The 19,645-nt window shown below is 44.7% G+C and carries 22 protein-coding genes; all 22 read right to left on the bottom strand.

Going from position 1 to position 19,645, the window contains the following annotated elements; genetic code table 11:
* Positions 1 to 19: 19 nt before the first annotated feature.
* The 22 genes from recJ to SPSPH_RS10000 all read right to left on the bottom strand — a co-directional run bounded on the left by recJ (position 20) and on the right by SPSPH_RS10000 (position 19,584).
* Positions 20 to 2,071, bottom strand: coding sequence for a single-stranded-DNA-specific exonuclease RecJ (recJ, locus tag SPSPH_RS10105; RefSeq protein WP_083945467.1), 2,052 nt, complete (start codon positions 2,069 to 2,071; stop codon positions 20 to 22).
* 78 nt (positions 2,072 to 2,149) lie between these two features.
* On the bottom strand, positions 2,150 to 2,473 hold the full coding sequence (locus tag SPSPH_RS10100; protein WP_075755558.1) for a LapA family protein: 324 nt from the start codon (positions 2,471 to 2,473) through the stop codon (positions 2,150 to 2,152).
* A gap of 220 nt (positions 2,474 to 2,693) precedes the next feature.
* Entirely contained in the window at positions 2,694 to 3,161 is a 468-nt protein-coding gene (locus tag SPSPH_RS10095) for a DUF456 family protein (protein WP_233138939.1), read from the bottom strand.
* Positions 3,162 to 3,207: 46 nt separating this feature from the next.
* Positions 3,208 to 4,236, bottom strand: a complete 1,029-nt coding sequence (locus SPSPH_RS10090; RefSeq protein WP_075755556.1) for a hypothetical protein — start codon at positions 4,234 to 4,236, stop codon at positions 3,208 to 3,210.
* Between the two features lie 116 nt (positions 4,237 to 4,352).
* On the bottom strand, positions 4,353 to 5,261 hold the full coding sequence (gene secF, locus SPSPH_RS10085; protein WP_075755555.1) for a protein translocase subunit SecF: 909 nt from the start codon (positions 5,259 to 5,261) through the stop codon (positions 4,353 to 4,355).
* Positions 5,262 to 5,274: 13 nt separating this feature from the next.
* Positions 5,275 to 6,480, bottom strand: a complete 1,206-nt coding sequence (gene secD, locus SPSPH_RS10080) for a protein translocase subunit SecD (protein WP_075755554.1) — start codon at positions 6,478 to 6,480, stop codon at positions 5,275 to 5,277.
* Between the two features lie 47 nt (positions 6,481 to 6,527).
* Positions 6,528 to 7,211 (bottom strand): phosphohydrolase, encoded by a 684-nt coding sequence (locus tag SPSPH_RS10075; RefSeq protein WP_075755553.1) that lies wholly within the window; start codon positions 7,209 to 7,211, stop codon positions 6,528 to 6,530.
* A 103-nt stretch (positions 7,212 to 7,314) separates the two neighbouring features.
* Positions 7,315 to 7,896, bottom strand: a complete 582-nt coding sequence (locus SPSPH_RS10070; RefSeq protein ID WP_075755552.1) for a 5-formyltetrahydrofolate cyclo-ligase — start codon at positions 7,894 to 7,896, stop codon at positions 7,315 to 7,317.
* A 78-nt stretch (positions 7,897 to 7,974) separates the two neighbouring features.
* Positions 7,975 to 8,259 (bottom strand): preprotein translocase subunit YajC, encoded by a 285-nt coding sequence (gene yajC, locus SPSPH_RS10065; protein WP_075755551.1) that lies wholly within the window; start codon positions 8,257 to 8,259, stop codon positions 7,975 to 7,977.
* A 63-nt stretch (positions 8,260 to 8,322) separates the two neighbouring features.
* Positions 8,323 to 9,447, bottom strand: a complete 1,125-nt coding sequence (tgt, locus tag SPSPH_RS10060; RefSeq protein WP_422397022.1) for a tRNA guanosine(34) transglycosylase Tgt — start codon at positions 9,445 to 9,447, stop codon at positions 8,323 to 8,325.
* 26 nt (positions 9,448 to 9,473) lie between these two features.
* Positions 9,474 to 10,493 carry a tRNA preQ1(34) S-adenosylmethionine ribosyltransferase-isomerase QueA gene (queA, locus tag SPSPH_RS10055; protein WP_075755549.1) on the bottom strand — a complete coding sequence of 340 codons (1,020 nt, stop codon included), beginning with the start codon at positions 10,491 to 10,493 and terminating at the stop codon, positions 9,474 to 9,476.
* Between the two features lie 18 nt (positions 10,494 to 10,511).
* Positions 10,512 to 11,822: a SpoIID/LytB domain-containing protein gene (locus tag SPSPH_RS10050; RefSeq protein ID WP_158027059.1), complete on the bottom strand. Its 1,311-nt coding sequence runs from the start codon at positions 11,820 to 11,822 to the stop codon at positions 10,512 to 10,514.
* A 16-nt stretch (positions 11,823 to 11,838) separates the two neighbouring features.
* A complete protein-coding gene (locus SPSPH_RS10045; RefSeq protein ID WP_075755548.1) occupies positions 11,839 to 12,066 on the bottom strand; it encodes a DUF2905 domain-containing protein in 228 nt (75 codons plus the stop codon).
* Entirely contained in the window at positions 12,066 to 12,620 is a 555-nt protein-coding gene (locus SPSPH_RS10040; protein WP_075755547.1) for an epoxyqueuosine reductase QueH, read from the bottom strand. The genes SPSPH_RS10045 and SPSPH_RS10040 overlap by 1 nt, the downstream gene beginning before the upstream one ends.
* 12 nt (positions 12,621 to 12,632) lie before the next feature.
* Complete coding sequence (gene ruvB, locus SPSPH_RS10035; protein ID WP_075755546.1) at positions 12,633 to 13,655, bottom strand: Holliday junction branch migration DNA helicase RuvB; 1,023 nt, start codon at positions 13,653 to 13,655, stop codon at positions 12,633 to 12,635.
* Between the two features lie 19 nt (positions 13,656 to 13,674).
* The gene (ruvA, locus tag SPSPH_RS10030) at positions 13,675 to 14,298 is read right to left on the bottom strand and encodes a Holliday junction branch migration protein RuvA (RefSeq protein WP_075755545.1); all 624 of its coding nucleotides are present in this window, start codon (positions 14,296 to 14,298) and stop codon (positions 13,675 to 13,677) included.
* A complete protein-coding gene (gene ruvC / locus SPSPH_RS10025) occupies positions 14,282 to 14,788 on the bottom strand; it encodes a crossover junction endodeoxyribonuclease RuvC (protein WP_075755544.1) in 507 nt (168 codons plus the stop codon). The genes ruvA and ruvC overlap by 17 nt, the downstream gene beginning before the upstream one ends.
* Before the next feature lie 81 nt (positions 14,789 to 14,869).
* Positions 14,870 to 15,484 (bottom strand): BofC C-terminal domain-containing protein, encoded by a 615-nt coding sequence (locus SPSPH_RS10020; RefSeq protein ID WP_083945466.1) that lies wholly within the window; start codon positions 15,482 to 15,484, stop codon positions 14,870 to 14,872.
* Positions 15,485 to 15,655: 171 nt separating this feature from the next.
* Positions 15,656 to 16,393 carry a YebC/PmpR family DNA-binding transcriptional regulator gene (locus tag SPSPH_RS10015; protein ID WP_075755543.1) on the bottom strand — a complete coding sequence of 246 codons (738 nt, stop codon included), beginning with the start codon at positions 16,391 to 16,393 and terminating at the stop codon, positions 15,656 to 15,658.
* 74 nt (positions 16,394 to 16,467) lie between these two features.
* Positions 16,468 to 17,619, bottom strand: a complete 1,152-nt coding sequence (locus SPSPH_RS10010) for a SpoIIE family protein phosphatase (protein ID WP_075755542.1) — start codon at positions 17,617 to 17,619, stop codon at positions 16,468 to 16,470.
* The gene (locus SPSPH_RS10005) at positions 17,619 to 19,325 is read right to left on the bottom strand and encodes a [Fe-Fe] hydrogenase large subunit C-terminal domain-containing protein (RefSeq protein ID WP_233138935.1); all 1,707 of its coding nucleotides are present in this window, start codon (positions 19,323 to 19,325) and stop codon (positions 17,619 to 17,621) included. The genes SPSPH_RS10010 and SPSPH_RS10005 overlap by 1 nt, the downstream gene beginning before the upstream one ends.
* Before the next feature lie 7 nt (positions 19,326 to 19,332).
* Entirely contained in the window at positions 19,333 to 19,584 is a 252-nt protein-coding gene (locus SPSPH_RS10000) for a (2Fe-2S) ferredoxin domain-containing protein (protein ID WP_075755540.1), read from the bottom strand.
* Positions 19,585 to 19,645: the final 61 nt, after the last annotated feature.

Here is a 19,645-nt window from a genome sequence, read left to right as displayed (position 1 = left end):
ATGGATGAACCCCCTCAAACTAAATATGCTGATTCAAGAACTCTTCACGCAGTCTTATGCTTTCCCTGAATGTAGGTGAATCTGTCAGTTCAAGCTTGGTCGTCGGTGCAGGTTGAAGGTGAATCCTAAACACATCCTGCTCAACGAATTCCCGGGTTAGTAATTTTAGCTCCCCCAAAATGGCTAGCGATAAGTCAATAACCCGTTCAGATAAAGTTTCTTTATAGTTGCTGAAAATATTATCCGAAATATTCTGAAGGGACAAATCATGCAAACCAGACCTATTGTATCGTTTTAACGTCAAATATACCTGACTTACACAATCGCGGTCAGGCGCAATTGCATTTAGTTTTGCCTGTGTCTGCCGATCAAGCGATTGGCGAACATCCCGCGCTGTAAGCTGCAATTTTTTGTGACCTTGCCATTCATTATACTTAGGGACAAATACCATATCTATGGTTTCATTACAAGTAAGATTATCTGATAATTCCCCCATATTCCAGGCAATGACATCATTAACTGACGTATGCTCCAAGGTAAGTTTCAAATGCCGACTTTGTTGTCCGACAAGCCGCTTTTCCCTCAGCTTAACATTCCGGCAGGCAAAGAGCGGACTCGGATTGGCAAAGCCATATGGTTCAAGGCAGGCTAATTGCTCGATAAAGGCAGCATTGACTTCTTCCAGCGCCAGAACCGAATCAATAGTAAGAATCGGTACATAATCTGCTGCTGACAATGTTTCTGTCGCAATAGCCTGTAACCGTTCCCTGAGCAGCGGGATATTTTCAGCCGGAATTGTCAGCCCGGCAGCCTGGTGATGACCGCCAAACTGAGTTAGTATATCAGAACAGCGCGACAAAGCTGTATAAATATCAAACGCCGGGATACTGCGGCAGGAGCCTTTGCCATACCCCTCCTGGATACTAATCATAATTACCGGCTTATAATATTTTTCTACCAAACGCGAAGCTACAATGCCAATAACTCCGGAATGCCAATCTTCACCAGCCAACACTAACACCTTGGCCGTACTTAACTCTATGGTTTCAAGCTGTTCTTCAGCCTTAGCCAGTATTAATTTTTCGATGGTTTGGCGGGCGGAGTTTTCTTCGTCTAACAGGTTTGCCAGTTCGCGCGCATACTCGGAGTCATTGGTAAGCAGCAGTTTTACCCCGGCGGCGGCCTGACTGACACGCCCTACGGCATTAAGCCGTGGGGCAATGACAAACCCCACACTGCCACTATCAATACCTTTGCCTGTCAGGCCACACACTTCCACCAACGCCTTTATCCCCGGGTTATCGGTAGTAAGCAGCCGGTTTAGTCCCAGCTTGACCAATATCCGGTTTTCTCCGGTAAGCGGGACAATATCGGCAATTGTGCCAATGGCCACAATCTCTATATAATCGAAAAAATTATTACCAGTTCCATGATAATGCTGCCATAAAGCTTGACACAGCTTGAAGGCAACACCAACTCCGGCTAAATTTTTTTCCGGATAGGCGCAACCAGGCTGTTTAGGATTGATAATGGCTAACGCCGGCGGCAGCTGCGGCGGCGGCTGGTGATGGTCGGTTACGATTATATCCAGCTGCCCTTGTACAGCCTCAATTTCTTTTATGGCACTGATGCCGCAGTCAACGGTAATCACCAAGGTGGTTCCTGTCTGTTTCAGATTGTTTAACGCGGCGATATTAAGGCCATAGCCTTCGCTTTGCCTGTCTGGAATGTAAAATTCAACATTAGCCTCCAACCGGCTTAAGGTTTTGTATAAAATTGCACAGGCAGTAATCCCATCTACATCATAGTCGCCATAGACCGTAATTTTCTCCCCGGCTGCCAGTGCATGAGCAATTCTCAGGGCAGCAGTTCCCATATCTTTGAGTAAATATGGGTCCGCAATATGTTCCATGCCGGCATATAAAAATTCAACAGCCTTCTGCTCGTCTGTAATGCCACGATTTATCAGCGCCTGGGCAATATGCCTGGATATATTAAGTTTCCGGCTGAGTTCACTTGCCAGTTCACGCTTAACTGGAAATAACCTCCATGCCTTTTGCAGCCTAGCCATATAAAGTTTGCAGACCTCCGTAATGCTATATTAGATAATTGTAGTATACAGTGTAACATTTTGCAACTTTGCCTGTTCTTAGCAATTTTGCTGATTTTGCGGCTGGATCTCCTGAGGAGTTTCCTGCTGGATTTCCTGCTTAGCTTTTAGTTCATGATTTTCCGCTTCTAATTGCCGCTGTGTTTCGGTTAACTTAGTGATGGTGCGTCTAAGCTTGAACTGTACCAGCAATGAAAGTGACAGAATAGTCATCGCGCCAAAGGTAGCTGCTCCCAAAATAATGATAACCAGCGAGGTTTGAAAACTCCACATTAAAAAGCTTACAGTCACCGGCAGCGAATTTTGCACAGCAAAAACGGCAACCAATAAGGCGAACACAAAAGCAAATAATAAATTCATCATATTTTATCACCATCCACAAATATATCTTAACGGTAGTATTCTCGCAAAAACTTGAATATTCCTTTTAAAATTAGCGATTTCGGCAAATAAAAGCAAAAACAGGCAACCGCCTGTTGAGTCCTTTGGGATGTGAGTTATAAAGAAAACATGGCTTGCGCCGAGCCTCTGGCGACGGCGGAAGCCGATGTTGATCCTGCTCTTAAGAAAGTTATACTTTCTGTTAGGGTAAAAATAAATACATATGGATAAGCACAATCATGATAAGCCCGCAAGCAAATCTAAAGCATGCCACTCCGGCTAACCGCAAAAGTACACTGGTAACCGTATCACCCCGGGGCAGCAATGTTTTACCGGCAACTAATTCCCACACAGCAAGTCCGAGAAGCGGTCCAAGCAAGGCATTAGTGGCCAGCATACCCGCCAAATGAGTTGCCGTACAATTAGCACTAAACACAGGTGATACAGAATAACTTCGTGTCAAATATAGCCTGAGTACTCTGCCTCCCACCTCGGCCGTAATTGAAATTAATACCAATAAGGCAACCAGCCAGGGAGCAGCACTCACATACCCGGTAACGGCACCGTAAAAAGCAGCCCCGAGTAATATAAGCAGCGTTCCCGGCAGTTTTAGGGTTACTGTACAAAAAAGACCTGTTACCATTATAAATGTTACGAAAAATTTGACCACCAAAAGTTACTTACCTCGTTTCACACCGCTCTGCCTATTGGTACTATTAGTGTAACTTGTTAGCCTCCTGTTTATGTAGAAAGTACGCTATGCAGCCAATAAAAACCGTCATAATCACCCCGGTAACACTCATGAGCATAAGAATGGTTTCCAGTTTAGCATAACTGCCGGCCCATACAAATACAGCAGATAAGCCGAGAGCCGGCCAAAAGTTAAAATTGGTAATTACACTAAGCTGTTTAGCATTAACTAACATGGCCGGAACCATTGTATTGATCAAAATGCAAAATAAGATACTGTCAAACCCGAGTGCGAGCCAATTACCAAACGTCCTGTCGGCAACTGTCGACAATGGCAGTAAACCCGGAGCACCGCTTGTCAGTGCCAGATGAGCCAGCACCAGGGTAAAAAAGCCCTCAAAAAATTTTGCCAATATCGCCAAATACACGCCTGTATAATTTTTTGCCGCAAAATAGGTTCCCGTTTCCACTACCAGGGCTGAACGCATGCCTCCGGCATTATAGCCAATGAGCGCCAATACTAAAGGCCAGCTGATATTCTCGAACGAAATCAGGCTTTCAAAGGATACTATCGGAATAGTATCCTGCAGCATAACTACCATCATCCCGATTGCCGGAATAAATAGCAGTGCCAAATAATTAGAAAGCTGAAGTATTTCCCGGCCATAACCGGCTGCCAGCAAAGAACACGCCACTATACAGAGCGGGACTGCCATTGTATAGGGGATCCCCGTAAACTGCTGCAACAATTGTCCGGCAAAATAACCACCGGTTAATGTGCTGGCCGGTAACGATACCGCCAGTACGGAAAGTGCCAGCAGCCATTTGCCGCGCACCCCAAATAACCGCTTAACCACAGCTGGCAACTCACGCCCGCTTCTTGCGCCAATCCAGGCAGAAACACCTGCCACTATGGAGCCAAATATCATATAAGCCAGAAATACGGTAGCATAAATACCATTGCCTAATAACGAAGCCATGGCCGGAACAACAGCTACATTATCACCGGCAATATGAACAATGGCCAGCGACAATGCCGGTAGTATCACGCCCATACGTATCGCCCCCTGCCTGCTAATAGGATATTACCCCGGGGCGTTAATGGTGCAAAAAAGCCTGAGGTAATTTATTTTCCTCAGGCTTTTTGATTTCATCATATAAATTAAATGTTTTACTTGGCGCCTTTTGCTTTCACTTCAACACGCCGCTTTTCATCATATTCTTTCCAGTCAACCCACAGCTGGCTGGAAGTAAATATCGAGGAATAGGCACCGACAGCAATACCGATTAGCAGCGCTAGCGAGAAATTTTTCGTTGTTTCGCCGCCAAACCAATAGAGGGACCCGGCAGCAAACAGCACTGTCAGCACAGTATAGATTGAGCGGGTCATAGTCTGCCATACACTGCGGTTAACCAGTTCTTCAATGTCATCATTTTTCTTGTAGTTTCGCAGATTTTCTCTAATTCTATCAAAAATAACAATGGTGTCATTAATGGAATAACCGACAACTGTTAACAGGGCAGCGACAAAGGCAGCATCGATCTCTTTTTGCAAAAGCGAAAAGGCACCGATGGTAATGATTACGTCATGAACTAATCCCAAAATCCCGCAAACCGCAAATTTGAATTCAAAGCGGTATGTGATGTACACAATCATGAGCACCCAGGAGATTACCAAAGCAAAAACAGCTTGCCGGGTCAGTTCAGAACCGACAACGGCGCCAACCTTTTCCACCCGCAGAACTTCAAAAGCCCCTAGCTTGGTTTCGAAACCTTTCAGCACGGCACGGCGTTCATCCTCGTTTAATACATGGGAGCGGATAAATACATTAGGGGAAACAGACTCTTGCCCTGTCAAGGCTAACTGAATTGTACTATTCTCCAATTGATAGTCTTTAAGCACATCCCGCACCTCGGCTACGGTAACAGGCCGGGAAAATTTTAGATCCAACAATGTGCCGCCGGTAAAATCAATGCCTAAATTGAAGCCTTGGATTGCTATTGACAGCAGGCCGGGAAGGAGAAGGCATACCGAGAGTAAATACCACCACTTACGTCGTTTAACAATATCAAAATTCATCTCTTTCTCCCCCCTAAGCCCCGAAAAACTTGCCATTTTTAATGATATTGGCGTTTATAAGAATTTTTAACATAAACCGGGTGGCTGTAATGGCGGTAAACATACTCAAAACAATCCCCAGGCCCAAGGTAACAGCAAAACCTTTAATCGGCCCTGTTCCCAGGAAAAAGAGTACTGCTGCGACAATCAGGGTGGTGATATTTGAGTCCAAAATAGTAGAAAATGCGCGGGTAAAACCCGCATCGATGGCGGCCCTCAGGGTTTTACCATTACGGTATTCTTCCTTAAAGCGCTCAAAGATAAGCACATTGGCATCAACAGCCATACCCATTGACAAAATAATACCGGCGATACCCGGCAGGGTTAATGTGGCATTAAGCATTTTCAGGCTAGCTAACAGCAACATTACATACAAAACCAGGGCTACGTTGGCAACAAAACCAGAAACCCGGTAGAAAAGCAGCATAAAAATAACAATGGCAGCAATGCCAATTACAAAAGCTTCCACACTCTTGGCTTTGGAATCTTCGCCTAAAGTCGGACCGACAGTCCTTGTTTCTAATACATCAACTTTAACCGGAAGTGCACCTGAGCGCAGCAGGATTGCCAGGCGTTCCGCCTCTTCCATGGAACGATTGCCGGTGATGACTGCCTTGCCGTTAGGAATGGCTTCCTGCACAACAGGATTGGTCAATATTTGTTTATCCAATAAGATGGCAATATGCTTGCCTACGCTTCTTGCCGTCAGGTCTGCAAATTTCCTGGTACCTTCATCGGTAAACTCAATAGCAACCAGCTTTTGGCCACTTTGGTCGATCTGTGCTCTGGCATCTTTCAAATCTTTACCGGTCAGCACAATATTACCGCTTTCATCCTGAAACTCCATAAGTGCTGTTTGTCCCAGCATTTCAATGGCTTTTTCCGGATCCTTTACACCCGGCAATTCAACAATGACCCGACGGTCCCCTTGGCGCTGTACAAGCGGTTCTGTAAGCCCAAGCTCATTAATCCGGCGTTCAATAATATGAACGACCCGTTGCAGAGCATCGTCGTTAACCTTAGCTTCCGGCGTATCAGATGCCTCAAGTACAACATGCGTTCCCCCCTGTAAGTCAAGCCCTTGTTTAATAGACAGGGCTAATGGCGGCATATAGTAGCCGGCAACAGCGAGAATTGCCACAATAACAACCAAAAATTTGGTTAAATTCCCCCACCTCAAAAGGTTGTCCTCCAATCTTGCTAATAGGTTTTTTTCGATAACTATGACTATAGCAAATCATAGTCGTTAATTACCAGTTTGAAACGGCAGTTTAGTACTTCTGCCGCCCGCCGGCACATAATCATCCGTTGTAAAAATATTTCAAAGTACTCCATAACAGGACAAATATCGGTGTCAATGGTGACATAGAGTGTTACCGTCCGGGAATCTTTATCAATAATTAGTTTACTGCTTTCGGCCGCATAATTTACCCTGTCATGGATCTCAAATTTGGCAAAGTCACGATTGGTAACCCGCGCACGATGAACATCTGATTTATCAGCCAAAATTAGCGCAGCGGCTACATGATTAACGGCATTGCCGCGTTCTTCTTCATGATTGCCAATGGCAGATATTACCAAGGCAACTTCTTCCGGCGGCATCTGCATGCGGGTAAGAATGGTAAAAGCCATTATCGCCCCGGAACCACCATGATTATACCTATTAATCATATTGGCAATATCATGCAGATACCCTGCGATACCTGCAAGTTCACAGTCCCGTACCGGAAATCCCAGTTCATGCAAAACCTTATACGCTAAAGCTGAGACGATGCCGGCATGTCTAAGACCATGTTCAGTAAAGCCCAAGCTCCCAAGGTACTGAGTACTTCGGGTAAGATAAACATTTACTTCGTGATCTGCTTTTAATTGAGCAACAGTGACGTCTTGTCCGATAGTTGCAATTGACATGACCAATCCTCCGATTATCAAATTAGCCCTGCCTGCCCAATATCTCAAGACTAGATAATCGGTACCGACAGGTAAAGAAAAATATAACTACTTACATTTTGCCTTACCTGCAAGTAAATATGCCTTCTTCTGTAAGTAAATAATTTACTGGTTTATCATGCTCGTCAGTCGGCACCGTTTCCAGTATCTGCGCCGCCCAGGCCGCCCCAATAAGTTCGGCTTTGTTGGCTCTTAGCAGAAACCGGTCATAGTAGCCGGCTCCCATGCCTAAGCGCCGTCCGGTTTTGTCAAAAGCCACTCCGGGGACAATTATGAGGTCAAGTTCACTTGGTTCCAGTAAGTTTAAGGTTGCCGGATTCGGCGTAAGCAGATTAAACTGTCCTACCACCAGATCCTCAAGATTGGCAATAATGGCGGCATCCATTAACCCCCTGGTCTCACGCATATGCGGCACACAGATGGTCTTACCGGCAGCAAGCGCATGGGAGATAACTTTATCCAAGTGAGGCTCATCAGGCATTGCCAGATACAGCATAATATTTTTAGCATTTTGATATACAGGCCAGGTGAACAAATGCTCAGCAAGCCTGCCACTACCGGCAGCCACTTCCTCCCGGGTCATTTCGCGTCTAATGGCTAAAAGTTTTTTACGCAATTCTTTCTTGGCATCTTTATTAATCTCCATGATGTTTTCCCTCCCCCTTAAGAAAAGACTTGGCTTTTCACCAAGTCCTCCGGACGACATTCGTAATCAGGCAACAGTTTACTCTTTAGGTTGGCTTTGCAACTGGCCTACTGCAGTACGCGCTATCTCGACTTCTACTTTATCGGCAATTTTTATAGTTACGGTTTTTTCACTTAGTGCCGTGATCGTACCGTATATTCCACCGATTGTTACAACTCGCGCACCTTTCTTCAAATTATCCAAAAGTTCTTTGCGGCGCTGTTGTTCTTTTTTTTGCGGACGGTACAGTAAAAAATAGAATATTACGCCCATCAATACAATCGGCCATGAGGCCTGAATGGCCTGCATTATTTCTGGAGTCATGCATTAATCACCTCCTGTTGTTTATTAGCAGTATATTCCACACATTTAGCGTAAATCCTTTTATTATTTGTGATAATAAGCCCAAAACTCTTCTCTGAACTCCAAAAAACGCTCATCAAGAATGGATTGGCGCATTTCTTTCATAAAATTCACCAGGAAATGCAGATTATGGGTAGTGGTCAATCGCAAGCCAAATATCTCTTCTGTCTTTAACAAGTGCCTGATATAAGCACGTGAAAAATTCCGGCAGGTATAGCAATTGCAATCCGGATCGATAGGCCGGAAATCTCTGGCAAATTCAGCATTTTTGACAACAAGCCTGCCTTTGTTTGTCATGACAGTCCCATTGCGTGCCACCCTTGTCGGGAAAACGCAGTCAAACATATCAATACCATACATTACGCCTTCCAATAAACAATCAGGCGTGCCTACTCCCATTAAATAACGCGGCTTGTTCTGTGGCAGTAAAGGCACAGTATGCTCCAGCATCTCATACATCAGCGGTTTGGGTTCACCCACACTAAGACCACCGATTGCATAACCGGGAAAATCCAGGGAAACCAGGTCCCTGGCACTCATAGTCCGGAGATCTTTGTACATACCGCCCTGAACGATACCAAACAAGGCTTGATCCTTGCGGGTGTGGGCTTTTCTACAGCGTTCGGCCCAGCGGGTTGTCCGTTCGGTAGACTGGCGGGCATATTCATGCTCTGCCGGATAGGGTACACATTCGTCAAATGCCATAATAATATCAGCCCCTAAAGCCATTTGGACTTCGGTGGCTTTTTCCGGTGATAAAAAATGCTTTGAGCCGTCAATATGTGAACGGAAAGTAACCCCATCCTCGGTAATTTTGCGCAGCGGCCCCAGACTAAACACCTGAAAACCGCCACTGTCAGTTAAAATTGCCCGATCCCATTGCATAAACTTGTGAAGTCCGCCGGCTTCGGCAACCAAATCATGACCTGGCCGCAAATATAAATGATAAGTATTACTTAAAATTATTCCTGCCCCCATGGCCTTTAACTCATCAGGGGACATAGCCTTTACGGTGGCCTGTGTGCCTACAGGCATAAAAATAGGTGTGTCAAATACGCCGTGCGGTGTATGTATCCGGCCCGCCCTGGCCCCAGTTTTGGAACAGCGTTTGATTAGTTCATATGTAATGGCCAATAACTGCACCTCCATAGTCAATTAATAAAATAGACTTAGCTTTATCGGATAAACATGGCATCGCCAAAGCTGAAAAACCGGTAGCGTTTATCCACCGCTTCCCGATAGGCGTCAAAAATAAACTCCCGGCCAGCCAGAGCGCTGATTAGCATTAATAATGTGGATTTTGGCAGATGAAAATTTGTAATAAGAGCTTTAACAATTTTAAACTCATAGCCTGGATAAATAAATATCTCTGTCCAACCGCTTTTGGCTTCTAAACAGCCGCTGCTCCCGGCCGATTCCAGGGTACGGACGGCTGTGGTGCCCACCGCAATAACCCGGTTGCCTGCCGCAAGGGTTTTATTTACAATTTCGGCGGTTGCCGGTGGCACAGAGTAGTACTCGCGGTGCATAACATGCTCGTTTATATTTTCCGCCACTACCGGCCGGAAGGTTCCCAGTCCGACGTGCAAGGTAATATAAGCTAAATTAACTCCCATATTTTCAATATTTTCCATGAGCTCACGGGTAAAATGAAGCCCGGCGGTGGGGGCCGCAGCCGATCCCCGTTCCCGGGCATATACCGTTTGATAACGTTCCTTGTCCGACAACTGAGCTTTAATATAAGGCGGCAAGGGGGTTTCCCCTAACACATCTAAAATCTCTTCAAAAATTCCCTGATAAGTAAATCTGACAACCCGGCCGCCAAAATCGGTGGTACTCAGCACTTCGCAGCGCAGATTTTCGCCAAATTCAATGACGGTTCCCGGTCTGGCCCGTTTACCGGGTTTAACCAGAACCTCCCAATCATCTTTTGTCGTCCGGTTTAACAAAAAAACTTCCACTTTGCCGCCGGTTTCCGGTTTAATGCCCAGCAGCCGGGCAGGTATTACCCGGGTATCATTAAAAACCAGGGTATCCCCTGGTTGTAGAAGTTGCGGCAGATTATAAAAAGCATTGTGAGTAATCGTGCCTGTCTTTCTGTCAAGCACCAGCAGCCGGGAATGGTCGCGTGGCTCAACCGGCTGCTGGGCTATTAGTTCTTCGGGTAAATAATAATCGAAATCCGAAACCAGCATGTAACCCCTCTTTATGGCCTATATGTAGGCTTTTTTTATTTCTACACCTTGGTAGTAGTGTTTCAATATCTCTTTAAAATATTCGGTATTGCCCGGTGGTGCCTTTTCCGCCATAGCTTTAGCCCCCCACTGAGACAAGCCTAAGCCATGTCCCCAGCCAGAACCGTTAATAATTACAAAATCGGCCGGTTCACCGGCAACCGGGCGAATACTGTTCTGCGACGGCTGTGTCCGCACACTCTTTTTGCCGGCAAAAACCGGCTGAGCTGCTGCGGTAGTAATATCAAATAAAGTGCTTTTCAGGTCTAACATGGTTCTCATTTTTGCACCCGTTATCTGTACACTGCCATTAGTACCTAACAAACGAATATGCTTTACCCGTCCGGATACACCGCGGTCATTACTGACAGCCGGTGGATTACCTAGTGGCGACAATTCAATGGCCTGAAGACGGCCAATATTGTAACCGGCTCTACTGACAGCTTGATTAAGTTCGGCAATGGTCAGCTTTTTTTCCCATTTAAAATACGGGCAATCCTGGTCGAAGTCAGCTACCCCTTTTAGATAGGGCTGCGGTGAGGACCAGACATTTTCACTGTTCTCAGTATGCCCCCCCGAACTGCTGTGGAAATAGGCGGTTATTAATTTACCGCTATGGAATAGTACTAAGCCTCTTGTCGAATCTACCGCTTCCAGGGCTCTGGGAGTTTCACTTTCCAGCCCGCCATACACCTGGCAATCGGTAGTGGCACATACATCAAAGCCATCAGCTTTATGTTTATTGCTACTGGCCAGCGCATAGGTACGCGCAGCCACCGCCTGTGCCTTGACTGCTTCCATTGCCCATTCGGGTGATATTTCATGCTTGATGATTCCATACACATACTCTTCTACCGGCAGGGTATTAACAACAGTCATGCCGGATTTACCGGCAGGACGAAGAATACTTATATCTCCCCGATACCGTCTGTTGTTAACATGTGCATACTGCTTAATAGAAACCATAACATCCTTACTTTTGAGAACAACATTAATGCCGTTAGCGGCAACCGGCATTCCATTAATGGAAAAACCATTGCCTTTATCACTAATTGTTACTTTTTCATAAGCCCGAAAACTTTTTATTGTTTTGTTCGTTCCGGCATTGACAAGATCAAAATTAGCGTCAGCAGTAATTTGTACACTTTGCTGTCCGGTCAAGATTCCCACACGCAGACTGGGTTCTTTAAGCCATAATGCTGGCTCAGTCTCCCGGGCTTGCCCCGTTACCGGCAAAAATAATAGCATAAAAAAAACCAGCAGTAACCATTGTAGCATATGTTTACGCACGCGCATACCTCCGGTACTATTTTCTTGTGATCAAATTTAAAATTATTGTGAGAACAATACTGATAATAATAGAAGTAACAATCGGGAAATGGAAACTAAAGTTACCCCGCTCCAGATGGATATCGCCTGGCAATCGGCCTAAACTAAGAAATTTCCCGCCAAAATGGAAGATAGCTCCGGCAATTAACAAAATTACGCCCAACAGCATCAGCAGCTTGCCAAATGAGTCAAATCCCCCAGGCATCAGTTCTGTCCTTTCCGCGGTTTGCAATACCGGTCTTTTTCACTAAAAATACAGCCACAATAAGGCTGGCGGTACATTTCAAGTTCTCTGCTTTTCTGTACTCCTTCCTGCCAGCCTGGCCGAAAGTCGATATAAGAAAATTTGATGCCATGCTGAATTGCCGCAGCTTCGCCTGCTGCTTTTATCAATTCATGCTGCTGATAAGGACTGACCAACAAAGTGGTGCTAAAACAGTCATAACCGTGCTCCCTGGCATAGCGCGCCGTTTGCTGCAGCCTGAGGTCATAGCAATTACGGCAGCGGCCGCCGGGAGCAGTGAGTGCCTGTTGTAAAAACTCCTCTAAAGTATACCTGTCATCAATAATTAGGTGCTCCAGTCCGATTTGGGCGGCAAAAGCTTTTAAGGTATCAAGGCGCCGGACAAATTCTTTGTACGGATGAATATTTGGGTTGTAAAAATAACCGGTTATTTCGTATTCCGGATATGCTTCCCGCAAATGTTTAAGCGGAAAGACCGAACACGGACCACAGCATACATGTAACAGCATGCGCATTCAATAAGTCACCTACCACAATTTTTCTTGGGTTTCAGCTTTATCCTTGTAGGGTATGTTGAGATGGGCGTAAGCGGCAGGGGTGGCTATCCGCCCCCGCGGCGTCCGGGCGATAAAGCCCATCTGCAGTAAAAATGGCTCATACACATCTTCAATGGTCTCTGTTTCTTCACTTATCGAGGCAGCCAATGTATCAAGGCCAACCGGGCCACCGTTAAACTTTCTGATGATGGCATCCAGCATATTCCTGTCAGTTTTATCCAGGCCCTGTTTGTCAATTTCCAACAGCTCCAGCGCCTTATCGGCGATGGCGTCGGTAATGACACCATCACTTGTTACTTGAGCAAAATCCCGTACCCGTTTTAGCAGGCGGTTGGCAATTCGCGGCGTACCGCGTGACCGTCTGGCAATCTCTAAAGCACCGCGGGGCTCAATAGCAACATTAAGTATCTCAGCCGCTCTATTTACAATACATACCAGATGCTCTGTTTCATAATATTCCAGACGGCAAATAACACCAAACCGATCCCGCAGCGGCGCGGCCAAGGCGCCGGCCTTAGTTGTCGCCCCCACCAGCGTGAATTTAGGCAAATCCAGACGAATGGAACGCGCAGACGGACCTTTACCGATAATAATGTCAAGCGCATAGTCTTCCATTGCCGAATACAGTACTTCTTCCACCGCCCGGGACAAGCGATGAATTTCATCAATGAATAATACATCCTTTTCACCCAAATTGGTCAGCAGTGACGCCAAATCACCAGGCCGCTCAATCGCCGGACCTGAAGTAATCCTAAAATTGACACCAAGTTCATTGGCGACAATCCCGGCTAATGTAGTTTTCCCTAACCCAGGCGGCCCATATAACAATACATGATCAAGCGCCTCTCCCCGGGCCATTGCTGCCTGCACAAAAATGGACAGGTTATTCTTTACCTGGTCTTGTCCGATATATTCAATCAAACGGCGCGGCCGCAGGCTATACTGCCAAGAATCAACCTCTTGCTCGTCTGATGCCAAAACACGTTCTTCCACCAGTTAGCTCTCCTCCTAGTTACCTCCGGCCAAATTCCTTCAATGCAAACCGAATCAATTGTTCTAATGACAGCGCCGACTGCGCCTTACCCTCACGTTCATATATTTTCTTAATAACCGGTGTTATTTCGGCATGATTATACCCCAGAGCAGCAAGCGCTTGTACAGCCTCCTGCATAATATCTCCTTCGGGGCTTGTACCGGCTGCCGGCTGTCCGGCAATGGCTGGATCAAAATCGGTGCTGATACCCATTTTATCTTTCAACTCTAAAATGATTCTTTCTGCTGTTTTCTTGCCAACACCCGGTAATTTAGTCAGCATAGCGGCATTATTGGTACTGACAGCAGACCGGAAATTTTGCGGTGTAATGGTTGACAAAACACCGGCAGCCACTTTAGGCCCAATTCCTGATACAGAAATAAGGCTTAAAAATAGTTCATATTCTTCCTGGGTATAAAACCCGTGCAAGGTCAGCGCATCCTCGCGCACATTAAGGTAGGTAAATAAGGTTGCCGGCTGCCCGACAGCCAGTTTCTGCCTGGTCGAATTGGGGATAAAAACCCGATAGCCGACTCCCTGTACATCAATAAAACAATTATCGGTAAACAGATGTGTTACTATACCTTTAACATAACCTATCATGCGATACCCTCATCCTATTTATACTCCCGCAATGTGCGGTACATACAGCCACAGCCAGAGCATCGGCGGCATCATCAGGATGCGGCTTTTTCGGCAAATTCAATAATCTTTGAGTCATATAAATAACCTGTTCTTTTGTTGCCTTGCCATAACCGGTTACTGCCTGTTTTACCTGCAATGGTGTAAACTCGGCCAGTTTGAGATCATTCTGGGCCGCAGCCAGCAGTACTACACCTCTGGCTTGTCCCACAGCCATAACTGTCCTGACATTTTTATTCATAAATAATAGTTCTACACCCATAATAGCAGGCTTATACTGTTTAATCAGGAAATCAATTTCCTGATGAATTTTTTTTAGCCGCATTGCCGCTTCCATATCTGGTGTTGTTTCGATAACTCCATACGTTAGTGCTTTTAATCTGCTTCCCTGTGCTTCGACCAAACCATAACCACATATAGCTGTGCCGGGGTCGATTCCCAATACTATCATTTGCTGCCCCCTTTTTCCAGTTTCATTCGACAACTTTAAGCCGTTTTCCTTTAAAAAGTAAAAAGAGAGGTTTCCCTCTCTTTAACGTGCCTGCATACCTTCTAAAGTTCTGAGCAGCTCTTCTTTAGACTGCACAACCAAGCCCTGTCTTAATTCCTGTACATCTTGCGGCATCAAAGCATTAATAGGTATCTTCGTTACTTCTTTGACCAGGGCCTTAGGGCCGGGGACTCCATAGAAAACGGTCACATAACCATCTTTGATGCCAATAAACATATTATTGGCATGCTCCCGGCACAAGCTGTCCACCTGCAGCCTCATTTCAATTTCTTTAGTATCAAATTTTTCTATAGACCAGCCTGAATAGATTTTTTGTACTTGATTAAAAGTAAGGCCAACTAAATTATCAGGCGGCTTGGTTCGAAATACCTCTTCGTCTTTGCACTTGGTATAAATTATTTTTTGCACAATATCGGTATTGGCTGAAATTTTAATTTTTCCATCCTGTTTAACAGCCTCGGTCTCTTGTTGTGGGATAGGCAGCTTACCGTCTTCGCCATCCTGAAAAGCATAATAACCAACACCGGACAATAATAAAATTAGGCCGCCGATTAATACAGGCTTTACGGGGATAAGTTTGCCATACACCTTTACCTGGTGGAATGAGGAAAGTTTCGCAATAAATTTAGACCACATACTGACAACACTCCTTTCTCTAGTGTCGTCAGTATTTTTCCCAAATTATACAAAAAATATACTAGTTTTCCAAATAAATAAGCAAAAGCGTCATGCTGGTCTTGCATCTTATTCAAACCAAAGTCCTATTGCCTGTCAGGCTAAAAAACAAAGCAGGCCGAAGCCTGCTGACTACTCTTCCATATCCTCCGGAATATCAAAATTAGTATACACTTCCTGAATATCGTCGTGATCTTCCAATGCTTCCAGGAGTTTCATCATTTTAACTGCTTCATCGCCGGATAAGCTGGAGATAGTTTCCGGTACCATAGTGACCCGGGCAACAATTGTTTTTATATTATTTTTATCCAGTTCTTCTTGTACTTGTTCAAAATCTTCAGGATCGGTAGTTATTTCAAACTGGTCGTCAACTGCTTCAAAATCTTCAGCACCGGCGTCCAGCACCATCAGCATTAATTTTTCTTCCTCTATACCATCTTGTTCAACAGCAAATACGCCTTTTTGCTTAAACATCCAGGAAACACAGCCGGTTTCTCCGAGGTTGCCGCCATATTTAGAAAACAAATGCCGTACATCGGCAGCAGTTCGGTTTCGATTATCTGTCATGGCTTCCACGATGATAGCAACACCACCGGGGCCATAACCTTCATATTTGATTTCTTCGTAATTACTGCCTTCAAGTGTACCCGAACCTTTTTGAATAGCCCGTTGGATATTCTCTTTTGGAATATTATTTTCTCTTGCTTTTTGCAATGCCAACTTTAGACGCATATTACCTGTTGGATCAGACCCACCCATTCGTACTGCAATCGTAATCTCACGGCTAATTTTGGTAGTAACCTTGCCCCGCACAGCATCCATTTTGCCTTTTTTGTGTTTAATATTGGCCCATTTTGAATGTCCCGACATTGTAATACTCCTCTCAGACTATGTGAATCGCCAATATTGTAACATAATAGGAGGTAGTTGGCAAAGTACATTTTTTAAATCCACTCAATACTGACTTCTTTGCCTTTTTCTTGCAGTACACTGTTTAGTTTAGTTAAGACTTGGGCCTTAAGATTCATCTGCAAAGGAAAGTAAGGGTTCTGGTGCGCCGGATTAACAGCTAAACCGGCAAAAACTCTAATTTTATCTGCATTATTAAATAGCTTGGCAAGTAAGGTAGCTCCATCTCGTTTAGTAGAATTACGTAAATTCTTAGTATTTATCAAACGATCAACAGCTGCGTTTAAAGTTAAAATTCCTTCTGTTACCAAATCAATCCCCTCCAGGTAACCGATCGGTGGAATTTGCGGATCATAGCAGGTTAAATCCATTTTAAGCGGACAATTGGTTATTCTGCTTACGATTTGAGCAGTAGTCCCGCCTGCAACCACCTTTTTTCCCGGTGCTGAAAGCAATTGCCGGACAAGCTGTTCATCGAGAGCCGCATCGGCCGGTGGTCCTGTAAATACAGTTAGTTGCTGTGGATACCGCATTTTAACGACCAGGCTTGTTGAATCATCGCCCGGGCATCCCATATAGTACCCTTCGCAACAATTTATTAAATGCTGCCCGATGGTTTCAGCATCACTACTCTCGTTACACTCATCTGCCAGCTGAGCAGCTACCCCTGTCCAACCCCACCCCAGCTTAAGCAGGCCGCCAATACCGGCATGCAGCACTCCATCCGTTACTGCCACTAATATATCATCTTCCTGCAGACACAGTTCCCCTTCGCGGATAATTTTGCCGCTTACTAGCTTTTCCTTAGTCGGAAACTCGATTACCTTGCCACGTCGCACTAAAAAAGTAGACGGACAGTCAAATTCGACCACCGTGGTTTGACCGTCAGGACCAATTTTTATGATATGCAATGTCGAATAGGCTATTTTCCGCTGCCGGCAGACCGGCAATGTTTCCGCAACAGTGTTCACAACATCTTCAAGCGCTATGCCGCGTTTGAGCATAACGGAGGCAATTTTTGTGGTTAAGGTAGCTAATATATTGGCCTTGACACCGCTGCCCAGGCCGTCAGACATTACAATAATTGTTGATTCAGGAGTCCTGACAATATCTACATTATCGCCGCATAATTCTTCACCGTTTTTGGATAATTGGGCTATTCCTACCTCGGCATGAAGTTTTTGCATCAGGATTCCCCCTTGCCTTTGATTAGCATAATCAACTCTAACAGAGCTGACTTAGTTTCGGCGGTTGTTTCACCCAAAAGACCTGCAATTTCTTGGGCAACATGCATTTGTTTATTTATGATATCTGTCGCTTTTTCCACAGTCTCCAGTTTCATCTGCTGCAATTCGCGATTTCTTAGTTCATGGGCAGTTATATCTGTAATTATAGCAATAATCAGTCCATGCTCCGGAACAGGTATAATCATTTGCTCGGTAACAATATCATATAATGGATACTCAACTCGTTTGCCTACAATTTTATGACCAAATTTTGCCGCTGCAATGAAATCAGAGCAATTAAACAGCTCTGTAAGATTCATACCTTTATATATCTCTTTGATCTTGCCAAACATACGTGTAACAGCCGGATTGAATTCCTTAATAATCATTTTTTCATTAACTGCAATAATGGCATTTAATGAATTCTCAACAATAATGTTAGCAAAGGATTCCGCTTTCGAACGCATGTAGGGTACACACATATCAAGCTCGGCATGTCCCTGAAATACTGCAATGGCTTTAGCCCGGCAGGTGTCATAACCGCAGGCACTGCAATTTTTTTCATCCTGGACAGTAAATTTCCCTGTTTGTTTGAGAATTTCTATGATTTCCTCTTCTGTCGGGATAACTGCATTAATGGTTTTGGACTGATAAGAGCGGGATAAATCCAGTGTATTGCCGGCAGCATAATGGCATTTATCTGTACAACCCGCTTGGGTATATGCCAATACTTTGTTCCTCTTGGTCTGCATAAATTGACGAATCCCCATAGCAGGACCGCCGATACAGCCTCCGGAACAGGCCAGAGCCTCAACAAATCGCGGGGAGAACTCCTGGTTGATTAATCCCTCAAATACTTCCATGCATTTTTCAATACCATCTACAGTAATGATTTCTGCATCAGTCAGTCCCACAAAAGGCATAACTATGCCACCTGCTACAGGAAAACAGCGACCGGCGCTCATTGATGCAAGTGATGATTGTTCCCGTGCCCCTGCCTGCATTATAGTTGGATTCTTAAACGGCGAAGACAGCCAGTTTTTTAGCTCTTCAAAAGTTATTACGGCATCAATCATTGAGTTTGCGCCACTGCCTTCTCCAATTTTAGCTATACATGGTCCGGCAAAAACAACAAAAGTATCCTGACCGTATTGTTTTTTAATCAGTTTGGCATGAGCCAGCATAGGTGATATGATTGGCGCCAGGTTGTCTATTAATTGCGGATAATATCTTTCAATAATATTTATAATAACCGGACAGCATGACGAGATTACGGTAGCATCCGGTAGTCCCTGAGAACTAGGCTGCATGTATGTCCCATAAATTTCAGAAATCATGGTGGCAGCTACGGCAGTTTCAGCTACACTATGAATTCCGGCACCAATCAGCGCTTGCATAAGCTCCTCCCGGGCAATTTCAGGAAAAGCCGCCACATAGGATGGGGCTAAGCTGATCACAACTCTTTGACCTTTTTCCAAAGCTGTTTGTAAGCGCTGGATTTGATTATCCACTTGTTTGGCTTTCTGTGGACATTCCACAACACATCGCCCACACAAAATACACCTTTCTTCTATAATATGAGCATGGCCTTTTCTAATCCCTATTGCTTTAACAGGACATGAACGTACACAACGGAAGCAATCCTGGCAATTTACTTTATGCGTAATAATAGTGTTAATTTCCTTTACCTCCTAACACTTTTTCCATAAAAATGCCGTACACCTTTTCCTTGACAACATTAGTTATAATCTCATCGTTTAATTTAATAACCACACCTTCGGTACATTTACCCTGACAAAAATTTCCTTCGATATCTATCTCACTCTGAATCTGATACTTATCTATCAGTGCTCTAAAAGTATTTAATACACTATACGCGCCGCGCAAATGGCAGGCACTACCAAAACAAATGGATAATTTAAGCATAAATACACCTCAGAATTTTTTCGTGAAATAATTCACTTTAATTTTTATATTATACCGCAAC

The sequence above is a fragment of the Sporomusa sphaeroides DSM 2875 genome, from assembly GCF_001941975.2.
Taxonomy (GTDB): Bacteria; Bacillota; Negativicutes; order Sporomusales; family Sporomusaceae; genus Sporomusa; species Sporomusa sphaeroides.
This window is presented reverse-complemented; position numbering and strand designations above follow the sequence as displayed.